This window comes from Halalkalibacter sp. APA_J-10(15) (genome assembly GCF_023017105.1).
GTDB lineage: Bacteria > Bacillota > Bacilli > Bacillales > Bacillaceae_D > Halalkalibacter.
Map to the genome: position 1 here is coordinate 18585 of NZ_JALKEV010000013.1, position 24690 is coordinate 43274.

Here is a 24690-nt window from a genome sequence, read left to right on the forward strand (position 1 = left end):
CAAAAGGAGCAATAAAATTCAAAATAGAGGAATGAGGAACCGCATTCAGCACGTGACCTTGTGCACTTCGTCTCAGTCGATCCCTCTGCATTCCATAGGAGAGATAAAAAAATGAGCACATCCTTTTCTTAATGACGGTTAGTTTTACTTCCTCAGAAGGGTGCGTGCCCCCCCATTCCGGAAACGGCTTCGAAGCGACTTCTCATGACGACCATGCTCTCTGAGCATAAAAAAACCTGCCGACTATCTCGATGTTGCGAGACGTTATCGACAGGCAAGAATGCCCTCATGATAAGGACGTTCTTCATTTTAAGAACGAATTATTCGAATGCAGCAATTTCCTCTTCTAGTAGGTCTAACATTGCTGCACCATCTTCACCAACAGTGTCACGGAATTCATCACGAATTGGCAGTGCTAGTTCACGGAAAGCTTCACGCTCTTCTTCCGTTAATGTAATAACCTCTGTTGGATATTCTGTATCATCAATAATTGAGTCTAAATAGGTTTCATTCATTCCATCTTGTAAGTCAAATACAATTGGTTGCATCTCTTCAACAGTCTCATCAATTAACGCACGGACGTTATCAGGTAATTCATTGTAAAAATTAGGATTTACTGTTGTCATAGCTACATAATTATTATGGTTAGAAATCGTCATGTGATCTTGTACTCGGTGGAATTCAGCATCTTCAATGAAGAAGATAGGGTTTTCTTGTCCATCACGATTTCCACGATCAAGAGCTAAGTATAGCTCACCCCAGCTTAACGGAGCTGGATCAGCACCATACGCTTCATAAGAGCTCATAATTAATGGAGACTCTTGTGTACGCATTTGGAAACCATTAAAGTCATCTGGTGTACGTAACTCACGGTTACCAGTCCATTGCATCGCACCTTCAGTAAAGAATGCAAGTGGCTTAATGCTTTGTGCTTCATACATTTCTGCTAAGTGAACATTTAATGCTTCACTCGTATTCAAAATTTCTTGTGTTGTCTCTAAATCATCTGGGAAAAGGAAATGAAGAGCAAACACTTGACCCTCGGGAACCATTCCACCTGTGAAACCAGGTGATACAATTGCAAACTCAACGTCTCCCATTTGAAGTGACTCTACTTGGTCAACCTCTGTAGCTCCACCAAATGCACCATATTCCCAGACGTCCATTGTAATTTGTCCGTCTGATTTTTCTTCTAATAGATCAGCAAATTGCTGCGCATATTCATATTGAACTTGACCGTCAACTTCTTCAGTAACGAAATCCCAATGATACGATTCTTCAATAGCTGCACCATCTGAGCCTTCATCAGCAGGAGTTTCATCGCCATTCGTATCAGGATCTACTGGATCTTCTCCTACATCGCTATCCGTATCTTCTCCTCCACACGCTGCTAATGCAACTGAAAGAGCACCTGCTACTGCAAAAGCTTTCCAACCTTTTTTCTTGAAAAACATCTAATTCCCCCTATAAAAATATAGTTTTATTTTAAAGAAACGATCACCTAGAGTAAAAATAGGGATATTTCTTCAAATAATATAATCAACACCGCTGCTATTAACAACATAATAATATACGGTGGCGTTCCTTTAATAACATCTAAGTATGATTTGTTAAATACCGCACTAGCTGTAAATATATCGACTCCAAATGGAGGTGTCGCAGAACCTAATGCCGCCTGGAATACAATGACAATCCCTAAATGAATAGGGTCGACACCAGCCGCAATGGCTGCAGGATAAAAGATCGGTGTCAAAATTAAGATTACGACAATCGGATCGACAAACATACACCCTACAAAGAAGAATATCGCGACAATTAATAATACATATAAAGCCGAAGGGTCATTGCCGAGAACCGTTTCTGACAACATTTGCGGTATACGTGCTCTTGCGATGACATAAGCGAAAGCTTGCCCTGCTGCTACTAAGATAAATACAGCAGCTGTCACTAATCCAGTAGACAATGCAATTTTTGAGATATCACGTATTTTAATCGTTTTAAAAATAAGTACTTCAAGAATAAGTGCATATAAAACCGAGACCCCAGCTGCTTCAGTTGGACTGAAGTAGCCTAAATAAATACCACCAATAATAATAACTGGGAAACCAAGTGGCAATAGAGCTTTTACAGTAAATTTCCCTCTCATTCGCCAAGGTAGCTTTTCTCCCAATGGGATATTAAATATTCTTGCGTGAATATAACTGTAAATAACAAACAAAGATAATACTAAAATACCTGGACCAATCCCGGCGATGAATAAATCCCCTAATGATACACGAGGTGCAGATAAAGCATAAATAATCATGCCAATACTTGGCGGTATTAATAGTGCAACATCACTAGCATTTATAATTAAAGCGATAGCACTCGAATCCTTGTAACCAACCTTCAATAGCCTTTCCCTCATGGGTCTACCGATTGCTACAACTGTTGCTTGGGTAGAACCTGAGATAGATCCAAACAACGTACAAGTAGCCGCTGTCGTAATCGCATAACCACCTCGAATATGTCCAACAAATGCTCCAACAAAGTCAAGTAACCGTTTAGATGTCTTTCCGGAAGACATAATATCCGCAGCAAAAATAAACAACGGAACGGCTAGTAACTCAAACGAGGAAATACCATTTATCATTTGTTGCGCTAAAAAGGAAGGATCTACAGGTAAGAAAAATAACACAGCAATGATCGAGGCTACAAATATAGGAATCATCATCGGAAATCCTAAAAAAAGTAAAATGATCATTACGATTAGCATAGTTGCTAGCATATATTGTTCCTCACAGTCTTTATAGATTCAGAATATTAAGAATAATCTTTCCGTTCCTGTGCTAAATACACGTCTTTTTCTTTAATATTAATCCACATATTTCGAATAAACTGAATACTGCCAAATATGAAACCTATCGGTACAAAAAGCGCAAAAATATAAGCAGGTAATTGCATGGCAGTAGTTACTCGACCAGACTCGTACAACGCCTGAAAGTAGCTAAAGCTAAACCAAGCCAATACCAATAACGTCAACGCTGTTACAGCTGGTATAAAAATGGCTAGTGCCTTTCTAATTGGGAAAGGAGCTAAGTCATAGAAAGCCGACATGCTAATGTGCCTTCCTTTTCTAGCTGCATAGCTAATCCCTAAAAAAGTAGCAATTATAACAGCAAAATTACTAACTTCCATTGAAAAAGCCCAGCTTGATCCTGTTATCGTTCGACTTAACATATTTCCAATAACCATAACGGCAATGGTTATTATGGCATAGCTAAGGATCCATTCTTCTATCTTAATCACCCATTGATCAAGCTTTTTAAGAACTCCCAAAAGACTTTCTCCCCCTCTCTTCAAACGTCACTAATATAAGTGTAAACGTTTAAAGCAACGATATATATTATGATACAGAATTCACAAACTACGCTCAAATGCGAAATATTGGCTTAACATCGGATAACATTGCATATTGCTGTATGAGACAAAGTCATACAACTGAGCTAAAAAGATACTCTTCTCAGCATCTAAATAATCCCAAATACTCCTTATTCATATTGAAATATTTGGATACGACATAAAAACACAACTATATAGCCAGCTTTAAACCCCTCTTTCCCTCTATTTGGACTCAACACCCAAATACACGACTTTATTATATGTATGCGACTTCTTTCAAGAAAAGACAGGCAAATAAGACTGTGCTATAATAAAAACTTAAAGAATTCTTGATGCTTCTAAGATCTTTTTCTTTAGTAAAACAATAGAAATATCCATATATTAAAGTTAAGAACCGAATTTATCAGTATAGATGCGAAAGGACGTATATGCACTTATGGAAATATTCCAAAACTTCCCTTTGTGGGCTTCACTGTTTGCTATTGGGTTTGCCCAATTTGTGAAAGTTCCATTAAATTTCATAGCAACACGAAAGATTGAATGGTCATTATTAACGAGTACTGGCGGAATGCCAAGTTCGCATTCTGCTGCTGTTACATCGTTATCAACAGCGATAGCGCTCGAATTCGGTCTTGATTCATCAGTCTTTGCGATCGCTGCTGTCTTTGGAATTATTGTCATGTTTGATGCAACGGGAGTTAGACGACACGCTGGCTACCACGCCACTGTCATTAATCAGCTCGTAACCGATTTTAATAAACTATTGTCTGAAGTAAAAACGTGGCAGAAAAAAGAAGAAAATGAAAAAAGAAAAGAGCTTAAGGAGCTATTAGGACATCAGCCAATTGAGGTTTTTTTCGGAGCATTACTAGGAATTATCCTCACACTCGTATTACACGCGATCGTGCATTAAAAAAAACGAACTGACTTTTCTTATATTAAAAAAAGAGGGAGATACAGCAATAATATACCGTATCTCCCTCTTTTTTATTTTAAAATTCCATTTGATTACGAAATACTTGAACCGTTTCCTCTTCGTTCATATCGATTAACTCTTCTTCTGACAGCTGTCCTTCACCTTTCTTTACTAGATAAACATCCACTTCCTTCTTTCCCCACTGATCATACACATCGCTAACAGTCTCATAGTAAAGATCGATTTTATTTCCTCTTATAGCAGAGCCTGTATCTGCTACAACTCCATACCCATAACCTGGGATGAACAAAATGGTTCCAATCGGATAAATACTTGTATCTGCTGCAATCGTTGAATAAAGATCTCTCTTCACTTGTACGCCAGAATACGTAATGCCATAGCCTGGATGATCGGGGTTTTTCCCTGTCGATTCATACCCTGCTGTATATCCAGTTGCTACAACACGATTTGAAGGGTATTGTGACCAGTCTATCGCGTCTTCCAAAGAAACAGGATCTGACTCCACAACCTCTTGAGACATTGCCTTCTCGCTCGTTGATAAAAAAGGTAAAGATCTTAATGATAAGGACGACCGTTTTTCACCACTGTCTCTTGCTGTATGTAATTCTTCATCTTGAGAATTTTTCACTTGTTCGTAAATCCATCGTTGCAGCTCAGCCGCACTCACATTGGAGAAGGTTTCAAACGTCGTCAATACTGCTGTCATAAATAGCACAAACACAACTAAATTTCGACTTAACGTTTTGATAAGTACCAATCGATTTCACTCCTCTCATGAAATCATCATCCCCAGAAGTAAAACGATTTATACGTAGAAAACAAAAATTAACATGTGCTTTCCCTTATAAGTACTCTTTAGGCAAGCTTAAATCCACTGTCGTATAGCCAGTTAGTTCAGTGCCCGATCTCAGATGCGTGCCTCCCATCTCAAGAGTGATCTGCTTTACTCTTTCTTTCAGAAAGAATTCCGCTTACATTTCGGGCTAATCTTCAACACAAAAAAGAGTACAGCAAAGTTTCCTCTACCATACCCTTTCTACTAAAACATCTGATAGCCACGAACACGAAGCATTTTAATCACTACACCTGAAATGATGGCTCCAGCAAACCCGCTTAACAAAATAATCAAATCGACAGGCTGCAATGAAAACACGCTTTCCCCAATAGACGAAAACGCCATCGCAGGCTGTGTAACATACTCAACTAAACGAGCATCATTTACAATCCATATAATGATAAGAGGATAAATAATCGCCATAATCCATGTTGAGCGTAAAATCATATTTAATAAAAAACCTATCCCAAAAAAGAGAACTAGGAATAGCACAATTGAAATAATTAATTGTGGTATACTCACCCATTGCACCCCCAATAGTACCTTTTCTAATTTAATCAGCATTTAAAATGACAGTCAATAAAATATGTTATGAACAAATTGTTACATTAAGTAAACGTACCAGCGTCTTTTCTTATAAACGTTGTGTGGAGCCGTTACAACGGGTTTTTAGTGTTTCTGAAAGTGAAGTTCTTTCAGAAACACGCTTGAGGTGCTATGCCAACGCCCTTATTGGATTTTCTCGTTAACTTCTTCGCCTCTTCTCACACTTGCCGCCTCAAATTTTATACATTTTTATTTTGTAACGTACAGAGAGCCAAGTTCACACGTACGAATATTGTTAGAAAAATGGCGTAAAAGGGAGTACCTCTTACGCCATTTTCATCACATTCTATTACATTGGGTTCTTACCGCGTTTTAGGACAAGTCCCGGTCCGCCTAATAAGAATAAATAACGATTATCAATCATCTTTTTCATAAAATTAGCAGTTGATCCAAATAACTTTTTCGATCCTACAACTCCAATTGCTTCTTTCCCACCTAATGAAGCAACAGTTCCTTTAATCTCTGGAGTAAATGATTGTAGTGAGCCTCCATCCATTAATGCTTTTATATTGTTTGCACAGGTTTCAGCCATTTGCATCGCAATTTGAGCAGTTGGAGGATACGGACGATTAATCTCTTCATTAATGATTAGCGCACAATCACCAATGACAAATACATCTTCATGACCCGGTGCGCGTAAATCTGGCTCGACTTTTATACGACCACGCATTGCTTCAAAGCCAGATTTTTCAATAATTGAGCTGCCTCGAACTCCAGTAGCCCAAACGACTGTCTCAGCTTTAATTTCATCACCACTAGCAAGAATGACGCCAGACTCTGTCACTTCCTTAATTGGACAGTTGATCTTGAATTCAACTCCTCGACTCTCCAGTAGGTTCATTGCATATTCGACAAGCTCTGGATCAAAACCAGGAAGTGCTGTTGGTGCTGCCTCAATCACATACATTTTCACTTTTTCTTGAGGAATATCGTATGTTTTGCAAAGCTCTGGAACACGCTCAGAAAGTTCACCAATAAATTCAATACCTGTGAATCCAGCTCCTGCAACGATAAATGTTAGCAGCTCGTCCTTCGTTTCAGATAAATTGTTATACTTAGCAAATTGATATTCAATATGTTCCTTTACTTCACGAACACCGTTTACTGTCCATTTGCAATAAGCATACTCATGAACACCCGGAACACCAAATGTCTCTGCTTCAGAACCTAATCCAACAACAAGGTAATCATATTCTAATTCACCTTGCTTTAAAACAACTTTCTTCTCTTCACGTTTAATTTCTAGAACTTCATCTTTTACAAAGTTAATCTTATTTAAATCAAGAACGCTATCAATCGGCATACGAGTACGATCAGCTGATAATGTACCTGCTGCTGGTTCGTGTAACCATGTCGTTTGATAATGGTAATCGTGCTTATTAACTAGTGTAATATTAGCATCATGGCCTACCTTCTTTGATAAACGAGCTGCCGTTATCATACCACCATATCCGGCACCTAAAAGGACAATATTGGGCTTCTTCAACAAAATCACTTCCGCTTTCTGTATAGATTTTCATAGAGAATTGCAACGAACTTTTTTGTGAATAATTTCACGAATAAAAACAAAGAAATAGTTTGTCAGATAATCTCGCAAAGAATTTACTCAACACAGTACTATAATATGTGTTTTCTTGACATATTTCAACTACTTTTTTAAACATTTAAATAAATATCATGACATATCTTCTTATATTTATCCTACTCTTAATGTAAGCGGACTCAATGAGGAATATTCATAAAAGCTTCTCCTTACTTTCTTTCTTTTTGTTTCTATTTGTGCATATAATAATTCATATGATTACTCGGAGGTGACCTAACATGTCAGATTCAACAAATATGTATGATATTACGATTATCGGAGGGGGCCCTACTGGGCTTTTCGCTGCTTTTTATGGAGGAATGAGACAAGCAAAAGTCAAAATAATTGAAAGTATGCCACAGTTAGGAGGACAACTATCTGCCCTCTATCCTGAAAAGTATATTTACGATGTTGCTGGTTTTCCAAAGGTTCGTGCCCAAGAGCTAGTTGATCGCCTTGCTGAACAAGCAAGTCAATTTAAGCCAACGATTGTATTGGAGCAGGCTGTCCAAGAATTGATTAAACAAGAAGATGAATCTTATATTATCCAAACAGACAAAGATACTCACTTTACCAAAGCTGTTATCATTACAGCAGGTGCTGGTGCTTTTCAGCCTAGACGGTTAGAAGTAGAAGGAGCCAGTGATTACGAAGGAAAGAATTTACACTATTTCATTCGAGATTTGAGTGCCTTCGCAGGACAGAATGTAATTGTATGTGGTGGGGGGGATTCCGCAGTCGACTGGTCATTAATGCTTGAGCCGATCGCTAAGGAAGTTACTCTTATCCACCGTCGTGACAAATTTCGTGCTCATGAGCACAGCCTAGACCTGTTAAAGAAATCAAACGTGAAGGTCTTAACACCGTTTCAAATCCAAGAGTTAATTGGTGATGGAGAGGCGATTCATCAAGTCAAACTCGCTGAAATCAAAGGGAGCCAAACACACACATTAGATGTCGATTCTGTCATTGTTAATTTTGGCTTTGTTTCTTCTCTTGGCCCAATCAAAAAATGGGGACTAGACATTGAGCGAAATGCTATCAAGGTAAATACAAAAATGGAAACAAACCTTCCTGGTATTTATGCTGCAGGTGATGTTTGTACATATGAAGGTAAGGTTAAGTTAATTGCAACTGGCTTTGGAGAGGCTCCAACCGCGATTAACAACGCCAAAACATACATCGATCCAACTGCAAAAGTTTTTCCTGGACATAGCACAAGTCTTTTTTAAAAGTGTGATGAGGACTCGCTACAGTGGTTTGAGCTCTTTCTGAAAGTGTGTGACGTAAAGAGAGAAGCTATCCTAGAATCCACTTAACCCCAAATTGATTAAACTCTTATATAAAAAACGTGACTACCTCTATGGATAGCCACGTTTTTTTACGTATTAACATTCCTCTGGTTTACCAGCATTAGTTGCTGTTCTGAATGATGAACCACAACCACAATTAGCAATTGCATTCGGATTATCAATTGTGAATCCGCCGCCCATCATATTTTGCTTATAATCGACGACTACGTCTTTCACTATAGGAATACTGTCCTTATCAATTAACACATCTAATCCATCAATGTTAAATTGTTCATCATCTTCCGTCTTTTGATTGTCAAAACCCATACCATATGAAAGACCACTACACCCTCCACCTTTCACTCCAAAACGGAGCATAAGGGTGTCATCACCTTCTGCTTCTTTCATACTTAAGATTTGACTCACGGCGGATTCCGTTATTTTAATCATAACATCCCTCCTCCTAACACTATTTCTATTATACGTCATTTACTCCTTGCCTCTCAAGGAAGACGACTTCATTTTATGGAACAGCATCAATGATTGTTTAACTGAGAAGTTGTATTGTTGATCATCATTAATTCATTATGCGTATGATCTAACTTCTGACTGTATTGTAGGACAATAGGGTGATTCATTCCATATACTTTAGCAGCATCAATCATCTTATAACGTAGGTCCTCTATTTTCTTAAAATAGGCTTCATGGGTTACATTACACATCCCTATCACCTCTCCCCAAATACTGTTTCATCAGCTACCTTTAGTTTACAAAACTAACAGTTGGAACGCAATAAATACCAATACAATTCCATATTTTTACGAACGATTATGTTACAATGCGGAATAGATGTCTTCCTTTCATTCACTTCAAACTAATAGTATAATAGAAATAAGAGCTTTCTAAACGTCAAAGATATATTAATTATTTCGACATTGAGAGGGTGTAGCCCTCTTTTTCTGCATAAGTTTCTAAATTAATTTAATATGGAAACAACATTTAAGGCTAAAAATGAATTTCTAGAGATGGGGGAACCGATATATGAGCATCATGTTAACCGACACAAAATTAGAAGCAATTGCTGAGAAAGTCCATAACCAGGTTCGTTTAAGTATGGAAGATGGTTTGTACCTATTTGAATCACCTGACCTTCTAGGTATCGCACAACTAGCTAACCAGGTGAACATACAGAAAAATGGCCAAAGTGTTTATTTTATTGAAAATATGTACATTAACCCAACAAATGTATGCGAAGCGAACTGTGGCTTTTGTGGCTTCAAACGAAAGCCAGGACAAGAAGGCGCCTATACGATGGATGAAACGGCATTATTAGAATATGTTGAGCAACGCTGGAACGATAACATTCGTGAATTCCACATCGTTGGTGGCCATAACCATGAGCTTCCCTTTGATTACTATTTAGACACCATTCGCACATTGAAAAAGCATTATCCACACGTAACAGTAAAGGCATATACAGGTGCTGAAATTGAATTTTTCGCTAGAATTTCAGGATTATCAATGAAGGAAGTTTTAGAAGAATTGATGAAAGCTGGACTTGACACACTCCCTGGTGGTGGTGCAGAAATCTTAACGGAACGCTACCGCGCTAAGATGAGTCCGGAGAAGGCATCAACCGATCAATGGCTGGAAGCTCACGAAATTGCTCATGGACTTGGCTTACAGACACATGCTACTATGCTCTATGGTTCAATTGAATCGATGGAAGAGCGTCTTATTCATATGGATCGTCTGCGTCAACTTCAAGATCGCACGAACGGCTTTATGGTCTTTATACCACTAGCAATGCAGCCACGCAGTGTAAAAGCTGGTTTAAAACGCCGCACTAGTGCGTTTGATGACATGCGCACACTAGCAATAAGTCGTCTGATGCTTGATAATTTCGACCATATTAAAGCATATTGGATTAACATCGGTGTTCAACTAACACAAATGGCATTAACATTCGGTTCAAGTGATATTCATGGAACATTAATTGAAGAGCGTATCTCTCACTCTGTTGGCGCTCTAACCTCTCAAGGAATTACACGTGAGGAACTCATATATCTTATAAAAAGCGCCGGCAAAACACCTGTTGAACGAGATACATTCTACAACGTCATTAAAGAGTATTAGTAAGGAAACCGTACAGCGGATTCTTACTTGCGGCATGCTGAGCCGGTATATAGGGTTGGGCCTTTTTCAGAAAAGCGGGTAACGAGCTGAGCCGACGCCCTTCTCTGAATCCACCACCTCCTTAAAATTACGCAGCACTTATAATTCCTGTTACTAAAGAAGCCCAAGTGGTATACTCCCCTTGGGCTTTCATCTATGATTATTTACGTTTAAATACCCCTTCACAAATCACTTCTGCTCCACCTGTCATAAGTACGTCCCCATCCTCAGTCCATGTAATCCGTAAATCGCCCCCTAATAAGTGGACAACAACCTCTTCCCCTTTTTGACAGTGTCCATTTAGTACAGAAGCGACAACAGCTGCACACGCTCCAGTCCCACATGCTTGTGTAATCCCAGATCCTCTTTCCCAAACTCGAAAGTGAAGCTCATGGGCGGAGACAACTTCAACAAATTCAACATTTACCCAATCAGGAAAGCGTTCATCCTTCTCCATTAATGGTCCAATTGTCGAAACAGGAGCTCGATCAATATCATCGACATACATAACTGCATGAGGGTTCCCCATTGAAACAGCCGTTACAGCTACAGTTTCTACACCTACTGAAAATGGTTCATCTACTACTTGTTCACTAGGTCCTCCAAGCATCGGAATACGTTCCCGATGCAAAATTGGTTTGCCCATGTTAATTGTGACATTTGTGACACGCCCCGCTTCCACATGTACTTCAGCTTCCACAAGTCCTGCTAGCGTCTCAATTGTAAAGGTCTCCTCTGTCACATAATCGTTTTCATAAGCAAACTTCGCCACACACCTTAACCCATTTCCACAATTTTTTGCTTCTGAGCCATCGTTATTAAAAACCCTCATTTTAACCGGTGCTTGCTCTGATGGTGCTACTAAAATAAGTCCATCAGAGCCAATTCCCTTATTTTTATCAGCCACTTCAATCGCAAGCTTTGGTAGTTCCTCTTCATTTAATGACTGCTTAAACACATCAACATAAACATAACTGTTTCCAAGTCCATGCATCTTTGTAAATTGCATGTCTGTTACCCCTTTCGCAATGGCTTGTCTGTCCAAAAATAATCTTCATCAGCCTCTAATATAGTCATAACTCCATGACAGCAAGGCATGATCAGCTTTGTTTTAATTCCTTCGCTCGCTCGTTGAAGCTCTGCTTTCTTCATATTGGTTCTCACTTGTTCTTCATGACAAAATGGACATGATTGGAAATAAATATCGCCCATCATCATCTCATAAGGCCATGTATGAGTAAAAGGAATCAACTCCATTTATCGTCTCTCCTCACCTTCCCACTTAATTAGAACATCGGATTCTCTTCTAAATAATCATATATGTGATCGACAAGCTCTTCATTGGTTTCTCCTGTAATATATTCACCATTTACAAGTGCAAAAGGAGCAAGTGCACATTGACCACAATGATTCAAACAGCCGTATTCAATGATATCCAAGTTAGGATCCTTCTCTAGCATTTCCATCGCTTCCTGAGAGCCACTTGCTAAATTACTTAAACAAAATTCAATTATTGGTCGCATACTTTCACCTCATTTGATCTAACATTTATGCTACTCTCGCTCATGAGAGAAGTCAATTATGGAGAACACTGAAAATGTTTATATTTCAACTTTTTTGGTGCCCTTTTAGCAATGAGCGAAACCATTGCCTATTTTGAAAAGCTTGATATGAAGCGAGCAACTAGTGCAGCCATTGCTAGTCTATCACAGGCACTGGAAAATTGATTCGTACTCTTTCAGTTCTCTTCAATTTAAATGATCTTTTATCACAATACACATAATAATCAAAAAGTTCATCAATTTGTTGTTATTTTATCTCAACTTGATATAATCAAACTGACAATATCATTAAGTAAAGATACTCATTTATAGTTAATCGTTTGCAATTCTCTTACTTTCACTTTCATGTCAAAGGAGACTCTTATGCAGAAAATAATTATCCTCGGTGGTGGATATGGTGGAATGCGAATTATCCAGCGCTTACTTCAAGACTTACCAGACAAGATTGAAATTATATTAGTTGATCGACTCCCCTATCACTGTCTTAAGACTGAATACTATGCACTTGCTGCTGGTACAGCGGCTGACCACAACTTACGTGTTGCCTTTCCTGATGACCAACGTGTTTCCGTTCGTTATGGAACAGTCACTTCTATTCAGCTTCAAAACAAGCAGATTCAATTCAAAGACGAAAGTGTACTGACGTATGACAAGCTGGTCATCGGCCTTGGCTGTGAAGATAAATATCACAACGTTCCTGGTGCAAAGGAATTTACTCATAGTATTCAGTCTATGGATGCAACTCGTAAGACATATGAAGCGATCAATAACGTTCAACCAAATGGGATCATTTCAATTGTCGGCGCAGGTTTAAGTGGAGTAGAATTAGCAAGTGAGTTACGTGAAAGCAGACCGGATTTAACGATTAAATTATTTGATCGTGGTGAAATTATCCTTTCCATGTTTCCACGGAAATTAAGCACATATGTACAAGATTGGTTTATTGAGCACGGTGTTGAAGTTATAAATAAATCAAATATTACAAAAGTTGAGGAAGATGGTTTATACAACCATGATGGGCAAATAAAAAGTGATGCAATTATTTGGACAGCAGGCGTTCAGCCTGTAGAAGTCGTTCGTAATCTAGATGTCGAAAAAGACGCACATGATAGAATTGTACTCACTCCACAGCATTTTCTTCCGACAGATGAAGACGTTTTTGTTGTAGGGGATTGCGCTAGCTTACCTCATGCTCCGAGCGCGCAGCTCGCTGAAGGACAGGGAGAGCAAATTGTCACGATTTTAAAGAAACAATGGAATAATGAACCACTACCTGAACAGTTACCCAAAATTAAGCTCAAAGGGGTTTTAGGTTCTTTAGGAAAAAAACATGGCTTCGGACTGATGGGAGAGCGCACATTACTAGGGCGAGTACCACGTGTCTTAAAGAGTGGAGTTCTATGGATGTATAAATATCATTCTGGCTCATAGGAATTTCTTACCTCCTAATAATAAAAATTTAATAAGAGCTTCTGTTCAAAAAAAAAAGCAGATTCATGGATTTTTTTTCGTTAGACCTTTATAATAAAGAGTATAGAAAGGAGTTGTTCCATATGGCAACAAGTACTGAAATGATAGAACAAGTGAAAGAAGTATTAGATAAGCTTCGTCCATTCTTATTACGAGATGGTGGAGATGTTGAGCTTGTTGACGTAGAAGATGGCATTGTCAAAGTACGTCTTCTTGGTGCTTGCGGCTCTTGCCCAAGTTCAACCATTACGTTGAAGGCAGGTATTGAACGCGCTCTTCTTGAGGAAGTACCAGGAGTAAAAGAAATCGAGCAAGTATTCTAATCATAGACAATTTCGTCTTTTATGGTGCGATGCTACCTTCAATTAATGAGTAAAAGGAGCCCAATGTTCACGCATTGGCTCCTTTTTTTCATGAAATCCCGGCAGCGATCGAATTTTCTCTTTCTTATGGAAAGAGTTTAGTTTATATCGGGCTAACGTTTCTCCTTGCTTCTTATTTACATAATGAATTGATTATAGAGTAATTCTGCCGATTCATACGTCGCAAAAATCGCATCATCTTCTTCGATTGGATGATAGAAGTCATATAATAACAATGAAAGCATTTCTGGGTTTTCTGGATCTCTTGCAATCGTTGCTTCTTGTATCGTTGAAACGGTAGGGGTATGTGGGTTCTGATAAATAACATACACTTGTTGACCTTCTACTAGTTCATTTAAAGATAACAAAGCGGGCATCCTCCTTTTTCTATAGGGATGCCCGCTTTAATCATTCATTATTCACTTGCGTGTAAGGATTCCCATTGCACTTCAATACCAGCAACTGCTGGTTGCATCACTTGTACTTCTAATGATGGGAATGTTCGTTGGAGCTGTTTTTTTAACTCTTCTCCACGATTCATTGGCGCTAAACTTAGCATTGTAGGACCAGCTCCACTAAGTGCGACTCCATAGGCAATCGTTTCTTCTTGAACGACTCGTATGACTTCCTCCATATGAGGTACGAGTGCGAGTCGATAAGGGTGATGAAATAAATCTTCTGTCATCATCTTTCCTGCAAGTTGCCAATTCCCTTGTAGTAATGCAGCAACAAGTACGTTCGCTACACTGCTCGCTCGCACAGCGCTTTTATAAGTAAGGTCAGTTGGCAGAACTCCTCTTGCCTTCTTCGTCTTCAATTCCTCTGAAGGCACGAGTAAGACAAGATCCACTTCAGGAATCCCCCCATAAATGACATCCGTTGCTTCCTCTGTATGTGTGCCAATGACAAGTCCCCCATAAACAGAAGCAGCTACATTATCAGGATGTCCCTCCCACAAAGATGCGTAACGCACCTTCTCCTCTAAGGTTAACGGTTCTCCTAGTAACTGATTAGCTAGCTCAACTCCGGCTACAATCGCTGCTGCACTACTTCCCAGGCCACGAGCTAATGGAATATCACTAATCATATTGACTTCACAAGGCGGTAACACTCCACCTAATTCCTTTGCAACATGTAAGGCCACTTCGCAAATTAAGTTATCCTCTCCACTCGGAACGTCTTCAAGTCCAGATGAGGACGATGTAAACAACCATGAATTCGCTCGTTGAACTTCAAGTGTTAAATAACGATTAACCGCAAGTCCTACCGAATCAAAACCTGGACCTAAGTTCGCTGAGCTTCCCGGAACCTTTATCATAAAAGGCTCTTGGCTCATGATGATACACCACCCTTAAGATGGGAAAGGAATGCTTCACGATCATTTGGTAATAAGGTTGGCTTAACCGCAACCGCATCAATCGCCGTATTTGGATCTTTTAATCCATTTCCTGTTAGGACACATACAACACTTGAACCTTTTTTAATTTCACCTGACTTAATTTGTTTGATCAAACCAGCAATTGAGGCACAAGAAGCAGGCTCTGCAAATACACCCTCACTCTTCGCTAACAGTTGATACGCTTCAAGAATTTCTTCATCTGTTACATAATCAATTTTTCCGTTAGATTCCTCTGATGCTGTGACAGCCTGATTCCAGCTTGCTGGATTCCCAATACGAATCGCCGTTGCCACCGTTTCTGGCTCTGCGATCACCTCATTACGTACGATAGCAGCAGCACCTTCTGCCTCGAACCCACGCATTTCTGGTAAGCCTGTTCCTTTTTGCTCATGGTATTCCTTAAACCCTTTCCAATAAGCAGTGATGTTTCCAGCGTTTCCAACAGGAATCGCTAATACATCCGGCGCTTTTCCTAACGCATCACACACTTCAAATGCTGCCGTCTTTTGCCCTTCAATCCGATAGGGATTGACTGAATTTACAAGAGTAATAGGTTCTGTCTTACTAATTTCACGAACAATATCAAGAGCATTATCAAAGTTACCTTGAATTTCAAGGACTTCCGCTCCGTACATAACAGCTTGAGCAAGCTTTCCTAATGCAATTTTCCCTTCAGGAATAACAACGATACATCTTAACCCAGCTCTTGCACCGTATGCAGCAGCTGCAGCTGATGTATTTCCTGTTGACGCACAAATAATCGCTTCGCTACCTTCTTCCTTTGCCTTAGCAACCGCCATAACCATTCCACGGTCTTTAAATGATCCTGTTGGGTTTGCCCCTTCATATTTCACATGCACATCAACCCCCCACTCCTTCGACAAGTGGATAAGTGGTACAAGTGGTGTATTTCCCTCTTGTAATGTTAATAATGGTGTTTCTTCATTTACTGGTAAAAAATCTTTGTATTCTTGAAGTAATCCCTTCCAACGACTCATGATTTATTTTCCTCCCTCAACACGATAGCAGCTTTCAATCGATTCAATGACATCAAGCTCAGATAGTTTTTTGTAAAGCTTTAAATTATTTTCTTTGTTTGTATGGTGGGTGATCACAATCACTTCAGCTACTTCTTCACCTTCAATTGGCAATTGTAGCAGCTTCTCAAAGCTGACATCATAACTAGCGAACAAGCTTGTAACAGCTTGGAACGTCCCCGCTTTATCAACCACACGTAAGCGTAAGAAATACTTTGAGTCAATTTCCTTGTCTTCCTTCAACGTTCGCTTATGCAACGGTTCTTGGATTGAATTACCACAAACACCTAAGCGCATGTTCTTCATTACAGAGACTAAATCAGATACAACGGCAGTCGCTGTTGGTAATGATCCTGCTCCAGGTCCATAAAACATCGTTTCACCAACCGCTTCACCATATACATAAACCGCATTGTACTCATTATGCACGGAGGATAATGGATGCTGCTTCGGCAATAGTGTCGGTTCTACACTTACTTCTACACGACCATCATCACGCTGCGCTAAGCCTATTAACTTCATAGTATACCCAAGTTGATCACAGTAATCTAGGTCTTCTTCTGTAACAGATGAAATTCCTTTTACACTAACATCATCAAGACTTACATCCATTGAAAACCCAAGCGTAGCTAAAATGGCCATTTTTCTTGCTGCATCAAGACCTTCAACGTCTGCTGTTGGGTCACTTTCAGCAAATCCAAGCTCCTGAGCCTTTTTTAGTACATCATCATACGAGCTTCCATCCTGAGACATTTTCGTCAGAATGTAATTAGTCGTTCCATTTACAATACCCATAATTTTCTTAATGCGATCAGCCGATAGTCCATCACTCAAACCACGAATAATTGGAATACCACCCGCTACACTCGCTTCATAGTAAAGGTCACAATGGTTCTCAGAAGCTACACGTAATAGCTCTGCACCGTGTACGGCCATTAAATCCTTGTTAGCGGTGACGACATGCTTTCCATTTTGCAGCGCCTTAAGCACATGCTCTCTTGTCGTATCGACTCCACCCATTACCTCTATAATAACATCAATTTCTTGATCGAATAAAACATCTTCAATTTGATCAGTCATCATATCTGAGTCAATATGGACAGGCCTTTGTTTATTTAGATTACGTACAGCTACTTTTTTCACTGTTACAGGACAACCGACTTGATGACGTAACTCATCCTGGTGCCTTTGAATAATCGAAACCACACCTGAACCTACTGTACCTAATCCAATTAAACCAACACGCACTTCTGCTGCCATTCTGTTACACTCCTTCTCGCCACTCTATATATTGTATTTCTAAAATGAACAAATGTTTATCTATAAAGGACATTATAGACCTCTTTTTAAGGAACTACAATAGACAAATTCGATAAAATTAGAAAAAATACGAGAATGCGCTTTCTTTATATTAAATGATTCCATATGACAAGTAAATGAATAGCGAACGTGTCTTTGTAGATCTGAAACAAAAGCATGGTTTGCGTTGGACCAACCTGAAAGGATTAGAAAAAATTCAATGCAGGAATGCCTGTTTTTGCTGCCATGAACCTAAAAAAATTAGCCAACTGACACTCGAGAAACACACATCCTCCAGTGTCGCCAACAAAGAACAGACGAAATAACGTAGAAACGCCTTTGAGAAGTGATTCTCAAAGGCGTTTTATCTACGGTATGGGACCACTAAAGTATTTAGTGGTCTAAAATCACATCATTTGTTTCTCATATCCTTTAACCTAACCATTCAAGAGTAGGAATAGTTAACGCTGCCTCTGTTCTTGTTTGTAAGTAGTATGCTGCAAAATCCTTTAAGAATTGTTCATTACTTCCCTCATTCATTAAGATTTGCATTAGATGTTGACCTCTTTGCATTCGTTCTTCTTTCACCTGAGCCGAATAAAACCGTTCAACTGCCTCAAAATAGTGAAGTGGAAATAATAGGCGGGCATACAACAATCGTCTTGAATAGCTTGATAATAAATCTACATGCTCATATCCAGATAAAAATTCATTTGCTTTTTCCCATGGGAACGTTTCATTTCGAAGTCGTTGATCACGTAGCCATTCGGCTAGATCGCGACAAGGATGATCATATAGCCACTCCGTTGGCCGTTTCACAATCGTCCCATCTTTTGATATCGTTAACCATGTTCGTTCTGAGAAATGACGGTGTGCAATAGTGGGTGTTTCATGATCACGACTCGGATCATCAAACGTGGCATCAACAGCATACTGAATCGCATTTTCAGTCAAACCCATGAAATAAGGATACGTAAACAAAAATGCCTGATCGACCTCTGATTGAGGACCTGTGTAAAGGATTTGTTGGTACCAGCCTTCTAATTGCTCTAGTCTAGCCTCCCAAAGCTTAGGCCATTGACCAAAAAATTCATTGTTTTTCGAATATGAGAGCCTCTTTCCATAATGATGCAATTGAGCTAAGTGTGCACCTCTTTCCTTTTCTGATTGAATTCGTACGACTGAAGACGAACGTTCATTGGGCAGCGGACTAACATAAACCTCTTGTCCTTCTACTAATGCAATTCGCTTATTGTACTTTGTCATTAATGGCTCAAGAACAGAATAATCTCCCAGCGAACGAACATAATTCGCATATCCGAGCATTTCTTCTTCACTAATTAAACAATCTTCTTTCGGAAAAAGTAAGTACGATTGATTCCCCGTATAAAATCCATCATAGCCTTTTAATGAGAATCGTCCTTCGCAATAAATTCCATAAGCATCGTAAATCATACGTTCAAACATCGACACCCCTCCTAATCTAGGCATTCCTTTTTCAGTCTATGCCTAGTGTGAATAAATTGTGTATGTGCACAGTAGACTAAACATAATTCTTCTGTCACAATGAACAATGAAGGCTGCTATATCCTTCCTTAACTGGTGTGTAGAAACACTAGGGGTTATTCACCCAAACGTATAACGAACGAAACCAAAGCTCTAACCGAATAAGCTTTTACCTCCCATGATTTTAACTTCTAGAGCCTGTTCGAAAAGCACCAAAGTGGCAATGGCTCCGTTCGCTACGCGTCTTGTAGCGACTACTCTCATTGCTTCGAGGTCATCCAAAAGGAAATCTTCCTTTTTGAACAACCTCTTCTAGGATTTTTTACTTTTTAACTTTCAAGGAGAACGAGGTGTACAAATGACTAACAGACAAATGGACGTTGTAGAAAAGAAGGCACGGGAATTACTTAATGAACGAGGGGTAACATTAGATGATATCGCTGAACTCGTGTATTACTTACAAGCAAAATACCACCCTGACTTGAAAATGGCAGACTGCAAAGAGAATGTAGATCGAGTTCTACGTAAACGCGAAGTACAAAATGCCGTTCTTACCGGTATTCAGCTTGATATTTTGGCCGAACAAAAGAAGCTTGAAGAGCCACTTCAAGATATTATCGGAAGAGACGAGGGGTTATATGGCGTTGATGAAATCATCGCTCTATCAATCGTAAATGTGTATGGTTCTATAGGCTTTACAAACTATGGTTATATTGATAAACAAAAGCCGGGTATTTTAGAACACCTAAATGATAAAAACTCAGGGAAGTGTCATACATTTTTAGATGATATTGTTGGAGCGATAGCAGCAGCAGCATCAAGTAGGCTTGCACACAGTGCAGCCAATACCGAATAGAAAAGCGCGATACTTAAACAAAAGAACCGCACATCCTAAACAGGACACGCGGTTCTTTTCATGAGATTATGATTTCACGATACCCCACTCAGATAATGAATGGATCTCAAATGTAGGCCGCTCGTCATACGTTGCAACATGTTCTTTTGTTGAAACACCTGTATAAACAAGCAATGTATCCATTTGTGTACGAATACCGGCTAAAATATCTGTATGATAATTATCACCAACCATGATCGTCTCTTTATGCGTTAAACCCATTACATCTAACGCTTGCTCGACAATGACTGCTTCTGGTTTCCCAATAAACGTTGGTGTAACACCTGTACTAACTGACAACACCGATATTAGTGACCCGGCTCCTGGTACAAGTCCTCTCTCTGTCGGTAACGCTACATCCCCATTGGTTGCAATAAACGTTGCTCCAGCACGTATATTCAATGCTGCTTTCGCCAGCTTTTCATACGTAATCTGTCGATCAAGCCCCATGACAACGATTTCTGCTCCCTCTTCTACTAGTTCATGACCTTCTTCAAGCAATGCTAATTTAAGCCCTTCTTCTCCAACCATACAAACCTTTGCATTGTTTTTGATTTGACTAATATATGTTGCTGTTGCCATACTTGTTGTAAATACATGCTCTTCCTCAGCCGGCACATCCATTTCGCGCAAGTGCTTCGCAACATCTGCAGGAGGCTTTGTCGAATTATTCGTGACAAACAAATAAGGAATCTCTTGCTGTTTTAGTTCCTTCACAAATTCAATCGCTTCCGGGATTTTTTCACTACCTCGATACATCGTTCCATCTAAGTCAATTAAATAGCCTTTGTATGCTTTTGTCATTCCATTAACCACTCCACTCATTTTCGCTGTTCTTTAATTTTATAAACACATGAAGTAGAACCTTCCTTCGCAATACACGACGTACGTTCAACCTCATCTGTCTGTAAAAGCTTCTTAAATAATTCATGCTCGCATTTACATGCAACCGGATATTCCTTTGCTACTTGAGCAATAGGACAATTATATTCAGTGAATTCAAATGAGCCATCCTCTACTTCCTTATATTCAACCATGTAACCATTCTCACTTTGAATACGAGCCAGCGCTTCAATGCGCTCCTTAAAGCTTCCATCCATCTCTATTGCATAATTCGTAAAAAGACGATCTCGCCTTTTTTCAAATACTTGATCAACTAATTCCTTGCCACTAAGCTGTTCAATGTCTTTTAATATTCCAATTGACAAGTCACTATAATTTCGCGGAAATGACTCTTTTCCTTTTTCAGTTAAGGAATAGATATATGTTGGTCGTCCCATTGTTTGACGTTTCAAACAAGACTCAATGATCTCTTCTTTTTCTAAGTCTTTTATATGACGGCGAACAGCCATTTCAGTAATACCTAGTTTGTTAGCAAGGTCGGCTATCGTTTGCTCCTCGTTCCGTTTTAGTATGGACAGGATTAATTGACGAGTCGACGTTTCCTTTTTCACAGCGTTCACCATCCTTTTTTTATTGTTAGCAATTGTAACACAAAAAGGGAAGCTTAGACTATTGATCTTGCTTGGGAATAAATGCAGATACAGGGCCTAGCTCTTGAATAAGGTAACGTCTTACTTGAGTAGGAAAGCTTAACAGTGCATCTTTATGCCCATTTAAAAGCTCCTGCAAACTCTGATGATCGATTTTTTGAAACTGCTGTACAAGAGCTTTTCGTTTGCTGACAATTTTTTTCAAATGGTTAGCTTGTATGTGATCAATAACCTTCTCATCCTCCAAAATATCAACAATGTCTTCGTAGCTTCCTGGATCGCGCATAATAAATCCATCAATCATACTATTTCCGACATCAATAATCGACTCAATCACAATCATTGCAATTCTTTCAAGTGCAAGCTGTTCCGTAAATGACTCCTCTATATCCGTTAATTTTTCTAAATGTTCAATCGATGACTCCATATACGTTAATGCTACCTCAATTAGATTTCGATCAACAAAATACATACATTCGATCTCCTTACGTTTTATTTTTCCGTCAATCTTCTCTTGCATTTCATTGCAAACGTGCACCTTTTCAGCTATTGTAAATAAGAAACTATGACAAACTGGAGGTCATAAGATGTCTGAACGTTTTTTTCTTTATGATGATACCGAAGAAACGAGGACTCGTTTTGTTAGCTTTATGGGTGAAGCAAGCCGCTTTGATTTAGCCATTATTCTATCAAGTCGTTACTATGGGAAGAAGCTTGTCCTTGATATTCAATCAAACCGTTTTGCGATCCTTGGTCAAGACGATTTAGACGAACCAAATTATATAGAAACTATCTTCAACCTTAATAATGAAGAAGCAAAGGAACTTAAATCATTTCTATATGAAGTCATATAAGAAAAACGCGGTAGCGTCTTTTCTTCATTACGTCGTGAGTAAGCGACGTCCTCCCATGAATCCCACTTACACCACTTGGATTAAACGTTTAAAGAGTTTTCCATACTTAGTTTTACAATAGGAATACTTATCCTATCTAATTGTGCGAATCCGTTTTCCTTTATTTCACTCACCATGATCTTTTGAAAAGCACCTCCTTTGGGTACGCTAACCATAAGGAGGTGCTTTCGCGATGGAGAAAGACAACAAAGGACAGGAAGATTACTCAGATTTCGCTAATGTTGAAGCAATGAGAAATTTTCTCGTACCAGAACAGACACCTGAAGGCCCATATGGATCACCTTTCAATAAGGAAAAGCCCGTTTCCAATAAAACAACACCCTTTAAGAAAGGTCAACGTCCTTATAGCGCCTTTAATTACGAAAATAAATCATTACACGAGAACAACCCGCGAAAAGACCCTGGAGCCCATCCAACACATGATGGCTAAGAAAAGCGCGCAGCGTACTTTTCTTAATTATGCCGTGATGAGACGTAACAATAGTTTGGAGGTAGGATGAACGTGCTCGTTTTTCATCCTACCGTTTCACATATGGAGCCACCCACGAGTAAGCCAACATTCTCTTTTCTTGCTTAACCTTATTTCATAGTTATCTTTTTAAATAGCACTTATAAGCCTACAAGAAAAATCGCTCAACGATCACTACCTTCATAATTGAAACGAATTTATTTTAACCTATCTCCGTTATAAATTTGGTTGCAACCTTTTGCAAGACGAAACTACGAGGAAATTGCAGCGCCATTATTTTTCTTTGGCTTACTTTTATCTTTCACTCGTTTAATTACGAAATAAGCGCATCCGAAATTACAATATTCATACAAGTAATCAGGAAGTGTGCTAATCTTTGTATCAAATGTCGATTTCTTATGCTTGTCCTCAAAGAATCCTCGTAACCTTAATTGACTGTAACCCCAGTCACCAACTATGTAATCATACTTATTTAAAACATCACTGTATCGTTCCTTAAAGGCCTCTTCATCCCAACCATTTTTTACATCTTCAATGACTTCAAATTGTAGCCCCTGCAATCGAACCATACTTTTTTCACCTCAATCCTTCACTCTGATTTGAATTATACCATATGAAAGCGAAGTCAACAGCCAGCTCTTTTCTTAGCTAAGAACCATGCATAACTTTCTTTCTTAGAGACATCTTGCGCAGTTATTATAATGATACAAGTGTGCTTCTTTCTGATCAACATTTAACGTACGGAGCTTTCGCATCAATCGAATGAATTTTTCCCACCATTTACCACTAAGAAAGACATCCATCCTTTTCGTTTAAAAAATCATTTATCGGGCACTCTGAAACTAAAGGAGGGATCGTTTTGAAAACGAAGCAAACCATACTATTGATAGCGTGTCTACTTATCTTCTCAGGCTGTCACTTAGCCGATGATCCGCAAACGATGCAACGTGTTCAAATGGATCGTGAAATAACTCAACAAAACCATGGAACACAACCTTATAACCGCATGAGTGTTGGCGACTTTAACGATTACAGCTATGTTCGTTACAACAAACATGATGTTGAGCCAAATGGTCAGCAGCAAGAGATTATTTATGTTAATCGTGAAAAGCTTTCAGATAGCATTACACGACTAGTTTTAACTAATAACGATGTTGAAGAAGCTGCAACTCTTGTCACTGATCAATACGCTCTCGTCGCCTATACTTCGACATCAGAGGACCGAGAACTTACCGCAGATCAAGTTAAACGTTCAGCTATCTCTATCGTTCCTCATTATTATGATGTATACATTTCAGATAATGAACATCACTTTGATGAGATTGAACGATTCCAAGGGTTAAGCGCTAATTCAAACGTTCAAGACTCCATTGAACAAACCATTGAATTATTTAAGCAATCTCCTCAAGGCAACTACGACGAAGAGGCTGACTAACGAAAGAAGGGTTGTCCAACTACAGGACAACCCTTCTTTTC

Annotated in this window: 30 protein-coding genes and 1 pseudogene; 10 read left to right on the forward strand and 21 right to left on the reverse strand. The window is 39.1% G+C overall.

Annotated elements, in window-relative coordinates; all coding sequences use genetic code 11:
* Positions 1-320 precede the first annotated feature (320 nt).
* Genes dctP through MW695_RS15295 form a run of 3 tightly spaced genes read right to left on the reverse strand, consistent with a single transcriptional unit; the run spans position 321 to position 3318 of the window.
* Entirely contained in the window at positions 321-1454 is a 1134-nt protein-coding gene (gene dctP / locus MW695_RS15285; RefSeq protein WP_247106202.1) for a TRAP transporter substrate-binding protein DctP, read from the reverse strand.
* 47 nt (positions 1455-1501) lie between these two features.
* Entirely contained in the window at positions 1502-2767 is a 1266-nt protein-coding gene (locus MW695_RS15290; protein WP_035342863.1) for a TRAP transporter large permease, read from the reverse strand.
* Positions 2768-2802: 35 nt separating this feature from the next.
* Positions 2803-3318: a TRAP transporter small permease gene (locus MW695_RS15295; RefSeq protein ID WP_247106203.1), complete on the reverse strand. Its 516-nt coding sequence runs from the start codon at positions 3316-3318 to the stop codon at positions 2803-2805.
* 499 nt (positions 3319-3817) lie between these two features.
* On the opposite strand from MW695_RS15295, the gene MW695_RS15300 reads away from it, so the two are divergent.
* Positions 3818-4294, forward strand: a complete 477-nt coding sequence (locus MW695_RS15300; RefSeq protein WP_247106299.1) for a divergent PAP2 family protein — start codon at positions 3818-3820, stop codon at positions 4292-4294.
* A gap of 79 nt (positions 4295-4373) precedes the next feature.
* Here MW695_RS15300 and MW695_RS15305 read toward each other — a convergent pair whose 3' ends face one another.
* The 3 genes from MW695_RS15305 to MW695_RS15315 form a co-directional block, all read right to left on the reverse strand.
* Positions 4374-5075 (reverse strand): 3D domain-containing protein, encoded by a 702-nt coding sequence (locus tag MW695_RS15305; RefSeq protein ID WP_274169709.1) that lies wholly within the window; start codon positions 5073-5075, stop codon positions 4374-4376.
* Positions 5076-5357: 282 nt separating this feature from the next.
* Positions 5358-5717 (reverse strand): YuiB family protein, encoded by a 360-nt coding sequence (locus MW695_RS15310; protein WP_247106204.1) that lies wholly within the window; start codon positions 5715-5717, stop codon positions 5358-5360.
* Positions 5718-6048: 331 nt separating this feature from the next.
* Positions 6049-7245, reverse strand: a complete 1197-nt coding sequence (locus MW695_RS15315) for an NAD(P)/FAD-dependent oxidoreductase (RefSeq protein WP_247106205.1) — start codon at positions 7243-7245, stop codon at positions 6049-6051.
* A 335-nt stretch (positions 7246-7580) separates the two neighbouring features.
* Here MW695_RS15315 and MW695_RS15320 point away from each other — a divergent pair, with 335 nt between their 5' ends.
* Positions 7581-8573 carry an NAD(P)/FAD-dependent oxidoreductase gene (locus MW695_RS15320; RefSeq protein ID WP_247106206.1) on the forward strand — a complete coding sequence of 331 codons (993 nt, stop codon included), beginning with the start codon at positions 7581-7583 and terminating at the stop codon, positions 8571-8573.
* Between the two features lie 156 nt (positions 8574-8729).
* Here MW695_RS15320 and MW695_RS15325 read toward each other — a convergent pair whose 3' ends face one another.
* Both MW695_RS15325 and MW695_RS15330 read right to left on the reverse strand, forming a co-directional pair.
* A complete protein-coding gene (locus tag MW695_RS15325; RefSeq protein WP_247106207.1) occupies positions 8730-9083 on the reverse strand; it encodes a HesB/IscA family protein in 354 nt (117 codons plus the stop codon).
* 86 nt (positions 9084-9169) lie between these two features.
* The gene (locus tag MW695_RS15330; RefSeq protein ID WP_247106208.1) at positions 9170-9355 is read right to left on the reverse strand and encodes an aspartyl-phosphate phosphatase Spo0E family protein; all 186 of its coding nucleotides are present in this window, start codon (positions 9353-9355) and stop codon (positions 9170-9172) included.
* Positions 9356-9674: 319 nt separating this feature from the next.
* Between MW695_RS15330 and mqnE the strand changes: the two genes are divergently transcribed.
* Entirely contained in the window at positions 9675-10769 is a 1095-nt protein-coding gene (gene mqnE / locus MW695_RS15335; RefSeq protein ID WP_247106209.1) for an aminofutalosine synthase MqnE, read from the forward strand.
* A 199-nt stretch (positions 10770-10968) separates the two neighbouring features.
* Here mqnE and dapF read toward each other — a convergent pair whose 3' ends face one another.
* The 3 genes from dapF to MW695_RS15350 are packed head-to-tail and all read right to left on the reverse strand — an operon-like array spanning position 10969 to position 12331.
* Entirely contained in the window at positions 10969-11817 is an 849-nt protein-coding gene (gene dapF / locus MW695_RS15340; RefSeq protein WP_247106210.1) for a diaminopimelate epimerase, read from the reverse strand.
* Between the two features lie 5 nt (positions 11818-11822).
* On the reverse strand, positions 11823-12065 hold the full coding sequence (locus MW695_RS15345) for a hypothetical protein (RefSeq protein WP_247106211.1): 243 nt from the start codon (positions 12063-12065) through the stop codon (positions 11823-11825).
* A 29-nt stretch (positions 12066-12094) separates the two neighbouring features.
* Complete coding sequence (locus tag MW695_RS15350; RefSeq protein WP_247106212.1) at positions 12095-12331, reverse strand: YuzB family protein; 237 nt, start codon at positions 12329-12331, stop codon at positions 12095-12097.
* 402 nt (positions 12332-12733) lie between these two features.
* On the opposite strand from MW695_RS15350, the gene MW695_RS15355 reads away from it, so the two are divergent.
* Positions 12734-13801 (forward strand): NAD(P)/FAD-dependent oxidoreductase, encoded by a 1068-nt coding sequence (locus MW695_RS15355; protein WP_247106213.1) that lies wholly within the window; start codon positions 12734-12736, stop codon positions 13799-13801.
* A 122-nt stretch (positions 13802-13923) separates the two neighbouring features.
* Positions 13924-14163, forward strand: coding sequence for a NifU family protein (locus MW695_RS15360; protein WP_247106214.1), 240 nt, complete (start codon positions 13924-13926; stop codon positions 14161-14163).
* Between the two features lie 176 nt (positions 14164-14339).
* Here MW695_RS15360 and MW695_RS15365 read toward each other — a convergent pair whose 3' ends face one another.
* The 4 genes from MW695_RS15365 to MW695_RS15380 are packed head-to-tail and all read right to left on the reverse strand — an operon-like array spanning position 14340 to position 17898.
* Positions 14340-14570, reverse strand: coding sequence for a transcriptional regulator SplA domain-containing protein (locus tag MW695_RS15365; RefSeq protein ID WP_247106215.1), 231 nt, complete (start codon positions 14568-14570; stop codon positions 14340-14342).
* Positions 14571-14617: 47 nt separating this feature from the next.
* Positions 14618-15538, reverse strand: coding sequence for a homoserine kinase (gene thrB, locus MW695_RS15370; RefSeq protein WP_247106216.1), 921 nt, complete (start codon positions 15536-15538; stop codon positions 14618-14620).
* Positions 15535-16599, reverse strand: coding sequence for a threonine synthase (thrC, locus tag MW695_RS15375; protein WP_247106217.1), 1065 nt, complete (start codon positions 16597-16599; stop codon positions 15535-15537). Before thrC ends, thrB begins: the two co-directional genes overlap by 4 nt.
* A 3-nt stretch (positions 16600-16602) precedes the next feature.
* A complete protein-coding gene (locus MW695_RS15380; protein ID WP_247106218.1) occupies positions 16603-17898 on the reverse strand; it encodes a homoserine dehydrogenase in 1296 nt (431 codons plus the stop codon).
* Positions 17899-18083: 185 nt separating this feature from the next.
* Here MW695_RS15380 and MW695_RS15385 point away from each other — a divergent pair.
* A pseudogene (locus tag MW695_RS15385) lies at positions 18084-18392 on the forward strand (transposase); the annotation flags it as partial.
* On the opposite strand, the gene yutH reads toward MW695_RS15385, so the two are convergent.
* Together yutH and MW695_RS22730 are read right to left on the reverse strand one after the other, a co-directional pair.
* Positions 18370-19404 carry a spore coat putative kinase YutH gene (gene yutH / locus MW695_RS15390; RefSeq protein ID WP_247106219.1) on the reverse strand — a complete coding sequence of 345 codons (1035 nt, stop codon included), beginning with the start codon at positions 19402-19404 and terminating at the stop codon, positions 18370-18372. The pseudogene MW695_RS15385 and the gene yutH sit on opposite strands and share 23 nt — an antisense overlap.
* Positions 19405-19596: 192 nt before the next feature.
* Positions 19597-19725: a hypothetical protein gene (locus MW695_RS22730; RefSeq protein ID WP_260505919.1), complete on the reverse strand. Its 129-nt coding sequence runs from the start codon at positions 19723-19725 to the stop codon at positions 19597-19599.
* 76 nt (positions 19726-19801) lie between these two features.
* Here MW695_RS22730 and MW695_RS15395 point away from each other — a divergent pair, with 76 nt between their 5' ends.
* The gene (locus MW695_RS15395) at positions 19802-20299 is read left to right on the forward strand and encodes a phosphatidylglycerophosphatase A family protein (RefSeq protein WP_247106220.1); all 498 of its coding nucleotides are present in this window, start codon (positions 19802-19804) and stop codon (positions 20297-20299) included.
* A gap of 66 nt (positions 20300-20365) precedes the next feature.
* On the opposite strand, the gene MW695_RS15400 is transcribed toward MW695_RS15395, so the two are convergent.
* Genes MW695_RS15400 through MW695_RS15410 form a run of 3 tightly spaced genes read right to left on the reverse strand, consistent with a single transcriptional unit; the run spans position 20366 to position 22303 of the window.
* Entirely contained in the window at positions 20366-21142 is a 777-nt protein-coding gene (locus MW695_RS15400; RefSeq protein ID WP_247106221.1) for a TIGR01457 family HAD-type hydrolase, read from the reverse strand.
* A 17-nt stretch (positions 21143-21159) separates the two neighbouring features.
* Complete coding sequence (locus MW695_RS15405) at positions 21160-21792, reverse strand: helix-turn-helix transcriptional regulator (protein ID WP_247106222.1); 633 nt, start codon at positions 21790-21792, stop codon at positions 21160-21162.
* Between the two features lie 58 nt (positions 21793-21850).
* Positions 21851-22303, reverse strand: coding sequence for a DUF86 domain-containing protein (locus MW695_RS15410; RefSeq protein WP_247106303.1), 453 nt, complete (start codon positions 22301-22303; stop codon positions 21851-21853).
* A 115-nt stretch (positions 22304-22418) separates the two neighbouring features.
* On the opposite strand from MW695_RS15410, the gene MW695_RS15415 reads away from it, so the two are divergent.
* Complete coding sequence (locus MW695_RS15415; protein ID WP_247106223.1) at positions 22419-22685, forward strand: DUF3055 domain-containing protein; 267 nt, start codon at positions 22419-22421, stop codon at positions 22683-22685.
* Between the two features lie 232 nt (positions 22686-22917).
* Positions 22918-23175, forward strand: coding sequence for a cytosolic protein (locus MW695_RS15420; RefSeq protein WP_247106224.1), 258 nt, complete (start codon positions 22918-22920; stop codon positions 23173-23175).
* Positions 23176-23465: 290 nt separating this feature from the next.
* Here MW695_RS15420 and MW695_RS15425 read toward each other — a convergent pair whose 3' ends face one another.
* Entirely contained in the window at positions 23466-23783 is a 318-nt protein-coding gene (locus MW695_RS15425) for a YutD family protein (protein WP_247106225.1), read from the reverse strand.
* 290 nt (positions 23784-24073) lie between these two features.
* Here MW695_RS15425 and MW695_RS15430 point away from each other — a divergent pair, with 290 nt between their 5' ends.
* Positions 24074-24649, forward strand: a complete 576-nt coding sequence (locus MW695_RS15430) for a YhcN/YlaJ family sporulation lipoprotein (protein WP_247106226.1) — start codon at positions 24074-24076, stop codon at positions 24647-24649.
* Positions 24650-24690 lie beyond the last annotated feature (41 nt).

Coding starts and splice junctions, on each gene's coding strand:
- dctP (WP_247106202.1), bottom strand. CDS start 1,454: ATGTTTTTCAAGAAAAAAGGTTGGAAAGCTTTTGCAGTAGCAGGTGCT.
- MW695_RS15290 (WP_035342863.1), bottom strand. CDS start 2,767: ATGCTAGCAACTATGCTAATCGTAATGATCATTTTACTTTTTTTAGGA.
- MW695_RS15300 (WP_247106299.1), top strand. CDS start 3,818: ATGGAAATATTCCAAAACTTCCCTTTGTGGGCTTCACTGTTTGCTATT.
- MW695_RS15310 (WP_247106204.1), bottom strand. CDS start 5,717: ATGCTGATTAAATTAGAAAAGGTACTATTGGGGGTGCAATGGGTGAGT.
- MW695_RS15320 (WP_247106206.1), top strand. CDS start 7,581: ATGTCAGATTCAACAAATATGTATGATATTACGATTATCGGAGGGGGC.
- MW695_RS15325 (WP_247106207.1), bottom strand. CDS start 9,083: ATGATTAAAATAACGGAATCCGCCGTGAGTCAAATCTTAAGTATGAAA.
- MW695_RS15330 (WP_247106208.1), bottom strand. CDS start 9,355: ATGTGTAATGTAACCCATGAAGCCTATTTTAAGAAAATAGAGGACCTA.
- mqnE (WP_247106209.1), top strand. CDS start 9,675: ATGAGCATCATGTTAACCGACACAAAATTAGAAGCAATTGCTGAGAAA.
- dapF (WP_247106210.1), bottom strand. CDS start 11,817: ATGCAATTTACAAAGATGCATGGACTTGGAAACAGTTATGTTTATGTT.
- MW695_RS15345 (WP_247106211.1), bottom strand. CDS start 12,065: ATGGAGTTGATTCCTTTTACTCATACATGGCCTTATGAGATGATGATG.
- MW695_RS15350 (WP_247106212.1), bottom strand. CDS start 12,331: ATGCGACCAATAATTGAATTTTGTTTAAGTAATTTAGCAAGTGGCTCT.
- MW695_RS15355 (WP_247106213.1), top strand. CDS start 12,734: ATGCAGAAAATAATTATCCTCGGTGGTGGATATGGTGGAATGCGAATT.
- MW695_RS15360 (WP_247106214.1), top strand. CDS start 13,924: ATGGCAACAAGTACTGAAATGATAGAACAAGTGAAAGAAGTATTAGAT.
- thrB (WP_247106216.1), bottom strand. CDS start 15,538: ATGAGCCAAGAGCCTTTTATGATAAAGGTTCCGGGAAGCTCAGCGAAC.
- thrC (WP_247106217.1), bottom strand. CDS start 16,599: ATGAGTCGTTGGAAGGGATTACTTCAAGAATACAAAGATTTTTTACCA.
- MW695_RS15380 (WP_247106218.1), bottom strand. CDS start 17,898: ATGGCAGCAGAAGTGCGTGTTGGTTTAATTGGATTAGGTACAGTAGGT.
- yutH (WP_247106219.1), bottom strand. CDS start 19,404: ATGTTTGAACGTATGATTTACGATGCTTATGGAATTTATTGCGAAGGA.
- MW695_RS15395 (WP_247106220.1), top strand. CDS start 19,802: ATGACTAACAGACAAATGGACGTTGTAGAAAAGAAGGCACGGGAATTA.
- MW695_RS15400 (WP_247106221.1), bottom strand. CDS start 21,142: ATGACAAAAGCATACAAAGGCTATTTAATTGACTTAGATGGAACGATG.
- MW695_RS15410 (WP_247106303.1), bottom strand. CDS start 22,303: ATGTATTTTGTTGATCGAAATCTAATTGAGGTAGCATTAACGTATATG.
- MW695_RS15415 (WP_247106223.1), top strand. CDS start 22,419: ATGTCTGAACGTTTTTTTCTTTATGATGATACCGAAGAAACGAGGACT.
- MW695_RS15420 (WP_247106224.1), top strand. CDS start 22,918: ATGGAGAAAGACAACAAAGGACAGGAAGATTACTCAGATTTCGCTAAT.
- MW695_RS15425 (WP_247106225.1), bottom strand. CDS start 23,783: ATGGTTCGATTGCAGGGGCTACAATTTGAAGTCATTGAAGATGTAAAA.